This is a genomic window from Corallococcus carmarthensis (assembly GCF_003611695.1).
GTDB lineage: Bacteria > Myxococcota > Myxococcia > Myxococcales > Myxococcaceae > Corallococcus > Corallococcus carmarthensis.
The window spans coordinates 1-3833 of sequence record NZ_RAWE01000394.1; the positions used below are offsets into that span (position 1 = coordinate 1).

At 74.1% G+C, this 3833-nt stretch carries 2 protein-coding genes and 1 pseudogene; all 3 read right to left on the reverse strand.

Going from position 1 to position 3833, the window contains the following annotated elements; all coding sequences use genetic code 11:
• On the reverse strand, positions 1-2704 hold a 2704-nt coding region (locus D7X32_RS43540; RefSeq protein ID WP_147450511.1), incomplete at its 3' end, for a CHAT domain-containing protein.
• 20 nt (positions 2705-2724) lie between these two features.
• Positions 2725-3231 carry a hypothetical protein gene (locus D7X32_RS43545; protein WP_244239510.1) on the reverse strand — a complete coding sequence of 169 codons (507 nt, stop codon included), beginning with the start codon at positions 3229-3231 and terminating at the stop codon, positions 2725-2727.
• A gap of 106 nt (positions 3232-3337) precedes the next feature.
• Positions 3338-3833, reverse strand: a pseudogene (locus D7X32_RS43550) (hypothetical protein); the annotation flags it as partial.

Consider the following 3833-nt stretch of genomic DNA (forward strand, 5'->3'; position numbering starts at 1 on the left):
CCATCACCCCCAGCCCCGCCCACGCGGCCGTGGGCTCGCCGTCCTCCCAGGCCTCGCGCTGGGCTTCGCGCAGCGCCGACGCCGCGCCCTGCCCCGCCGCCAGGTGCCGGTAGTAGCGCTCCAGCAGCTCCGCGGCCTCGGCGTCGCGCATGGGCCACAGGCTGGCCACCACGGCGCGCGCACCGGCCTCGAAGAAGGCCCTCGCGAGGCTCAGCACGCCCTCTCCCGCGAGCAGCGCGCCGGAGGCCCCCCGGCAACTGGAGAGCACCACCAGCGCGTCCCTGAGCCGCAGCCCGGTGATCTCCCGGGGCTGGAGCAGGCCGTCCTCTCCCGCCGCGCCCGGGGCCAGCACCAGGGCGGAGCGCTCGGGGGACTCGACGTCCACGACCGCGTGCGCGGCCACGTGGAGGATGCGCACCGCGTCCCAACTTGACGCCTTGAGGGCCTGCTCGGACGCCTCCGTTCCCATCAGCAACCGGGGCTTCACGGCCGTGTCCTCCAGGGCCTCGCTCACGGTGCGGCCCTCGCGCCGCGCCTCCGGAAGCGCGCCCAGGCTCGCGGTCTCCAGGAACACGCCGCCCCTCGCGGAGGCCACCGTCGCCGTGCCCTGAAGGGGACCGCCCCGGTCGGGATCCGCCAGGACCAGGGCCTCGCCCTCCGGGGGTTGGCCGGGCTGCTCGCGCCAGTAGTGGAGCAGGCTCGCGGAGGGCACCCGCGCCAGTTCGTACCGGGTCATCAACGGCGGTCCGTCCGCGCGCTCCCGCAGCGCGGCGAAGGGCAGGTCGTGCAGCGGACCATCCGGCACGAGCAGCAGGCGCGACACCTTCGGAGGAAGGCCTCGCAGCGCGGGGGCGAGCAGCTGCGCGTACAGCGCCGCGGCGGCCGCTGCCTCCGAACCGTCACGGCGCTCGATGAGGCCCGACAGGAGCGCCACAGCGGGACGCAGCCGTGCGCGTTCGGGGATGCGGTACGCGTGCGTGCCCTCGCGCGTCACCGCCAGCACCCACGCGCCCCCCGCGCGCTCGCCCTGGAGGTCGCGATCCGCGCCCGCGAGGAAGACGAGCAGGGCCTCTTCCTCGCCCAGGCGCTGCTCGGTCGCGGCGAGCGACGCGAACGCAAGCTCCGCGCGCCGGGCCGCCGGACGCAGCTCGCGCTCACGGCGCTCCAGCTCCTGGAGTTCGCCCAGCAGCCGCGTGCGCTCGGACTCGGACAGCGCGGGCTCCAGCAGCCGCCGCTGGGTGACGGACAGGCTCCGCAGCACGCCGTTCCGCGCCTCCCGGCGCTCCGGTGACTCCTCTTGCACGGGGAGCGCGCGGGAGGCCACCAGGGCCTCGAACAACGTCCTCGCCCGCAGGCGCTCGCTCACCGCGAAGGCGCGCTCCAGGGCCTCGCGAGGTGGCACCGCGGAGACCTCTCCAGCCTCCAGCGCGCGGCCCGCGAGCCGGTGGTAGTCACTGGCCCAGCCGGAGAAGAGCTCCGCCTGGCTGGTGGCGTCCCGCTGCCACTGGCGCAGCACCTCCACCGCGTCGAGCGCGCGCTCCGCCTCGCTCAGCGCCTCCGGCAGCGGTCGGGTGCGGAAGGCCACCATCGACCGCGCTCGCCACGCGGAGGCGAGGTAGAGCGGGTTGTCATGCTCGGCGGCGAGTGAAAGGGCTTCGTCCACGTCGCGCCACGCGGCGGGCGCATCCACCACCGCGCGGCGTTCGGCGCGCGTCCACAGACAGGAGATGCGCCGCTCGGGCAGACCCGTCTCCCGCGCGATGTCGATGCAGCGGCCCAGGGCGTCCTCCGCTTCGCTCCGCTCTCCAGGCCCGGCCCCCAGCAGCTCCGCCACGAGGCGCAGCGACATCGCCTCGAAGACCTTGCTGCCCGCGCGTCCGGACGCCGCGAGCGCCTCCCTCGCGAGCCGCAGCAGCGCCGGCCGGCCTCCCGGTTCGGGGCGCTCCTCCTGCCGCTGCCAGGCGAGGTTCGCGAGCGCGAAGCGGACGCGCGCCTCCGTGCCCGCGTCCTTCGTGCGCTCCGCCAACTCCGCGAGCCGCGCGTACACATCCAGCGCTTCATCGAAGCGGCCCAGGTTCACGCTCACCGTGGCCAGCGGGCTGAGCAGCTGCTTCTTCATGCCGTCGGTGCCGTCCGGGAAGGTCAGCGCCTCCGCGCGCTTGAGCAGGCGATAGGCGCGCCCCAGGTCCTGGCCCAGGTCGGACAGCTCGGCCGCCTCCAGGATGAGCGCGCGCACCTCCAGCCGGGAGTCCCCGGAGGCCCGGGCCACCTCGCCCACCCGCAGAACCCACTGGTGCGCTTCCTCCGTCTGGCCGCGCATCCCCAGCACGCTGCGCAGGTTGATGCCGGCCAGCACCTCGCCCTCCGCGTCCCCCAGGCGCCGGAAGGCGAGCGCCGCGCGGCGGTAGGACGCCTCCGCCAGCGTGGGCTCGGACATCAGCTCCATGTGACCGAGCACCAGCGTGAGCCAGGGGCGGTCCGGGTGCCTCGCGATGAGCCCCTGGAGCCTGCGCCGGGCCTCGTCGCGCCCATCGAGTCCCTGCGCGCTCCGGAAGAAACACATCGCCGCGTCGGAGTCCTCCGGATGCGCTTCGAAGGTCTCCTCGCACCTGGCGAGCGCGGAGGGCTCCAGAGGCGCGGCGGCGTGCGCGGGGACGCCCAGGGCCAGCCCCACCACGAGGGTGAAGCCGCCCCATCGTCCCATGCGCTGCCGCCGCCTCAAGGTCACCTCACGGCCTCCACCGAGCATGCTCCCAGGACGGTGACAGGCTCCGGCATGCCCGTGATGGGGTCCTTGGCCCAGACGGTAATCTCGCAGAAGGTGCTCTGGGGAGGTGGCTCGCGCCCCTCCCGCTCGAGGACCAGGACGCCAGCGGCCAGCTGCTCGGCGCCCGGCGGCAGGATGAGCTGCGCGCGGACCCCGCCCGAAGAGGGAGCCCTGGTGCTCACCCGCAGGGGCGCTCCCGCGCTCACCGTTCCCGTGACGGTCGCGAGCACGACATCATGTTCATCCAGGATGCGCAGGGTCATGGGCACCGTGGACGTGCGCAGGGTGCCCGCATCCACCACGGAGGCCACCACCATGTCACGCGTGGCGCCCACCAGCGGCTGCGTGGTCACGACCACCGTGTACGACGCGGGCGCGGTCTGCGCCGCGGCCGAGACTCCCCACAGCAGCACCATCACCGCCAGCGCTCGCACCCATTCCCTGACCAGATTGATTGCATTCATCGCCTTCCCCCTCTGCTTGTCATTGCGTGGACCACGACCACCGCGTGCGGCTTCGCACGCGTTCACACTTCAAGGACTGGATGACCTGGCGCGGACGGCGCCGCGCTCACCGCAACCGGTTCACGAACGTGCTGCCCCGCTGGACGCTTCCATCCGGCAGCCGGGCTTCCACCTGCCACAGGATGCGCGCTCCAGAGGGCAGCTCCGCGAGCACGTCCGCAGGCACCGTGTATTCGCGCGACTCCAACCGCTCCGCGCGATGGAACAACTTCAGGTCCTCCGACGACACCTGCACGCTCCAGGACACGGCCTGGGGCACTCCGCTCCAGCGGAGCACGAACTGCTCACGGGGAAGCGCGGTGGCTTCCGGCACTTGAGAGGCGATGGCCTCCGCCGCGCCGCCGCGGATCCGATCCGGATCCACGCGCGACTGCTGCTGCCGCACCACCACGACCGTGCCCACCAGGACCACCAGCATCGCCGCCATCGCCGCCCAGGCGGGCCGCTGCTGCCAGACGCGCCGTGGCTGCTCGCGCCGGGCGGCCAGCGGGACCCCCTTCGCGGGCGCATCAACACCCGCCGCGGACACCTCGCCCCCCACC

Excerpts from the sequence above, each read along its gene's own strand:
- D7X32_RS43545 (WP_244239510.1), bottom strand. The coding sequence starts at position 3,231 with ATGAATGCAATCAATCTGGTCAGGGAATGGGTGCGAGCGCTGGCGGTG.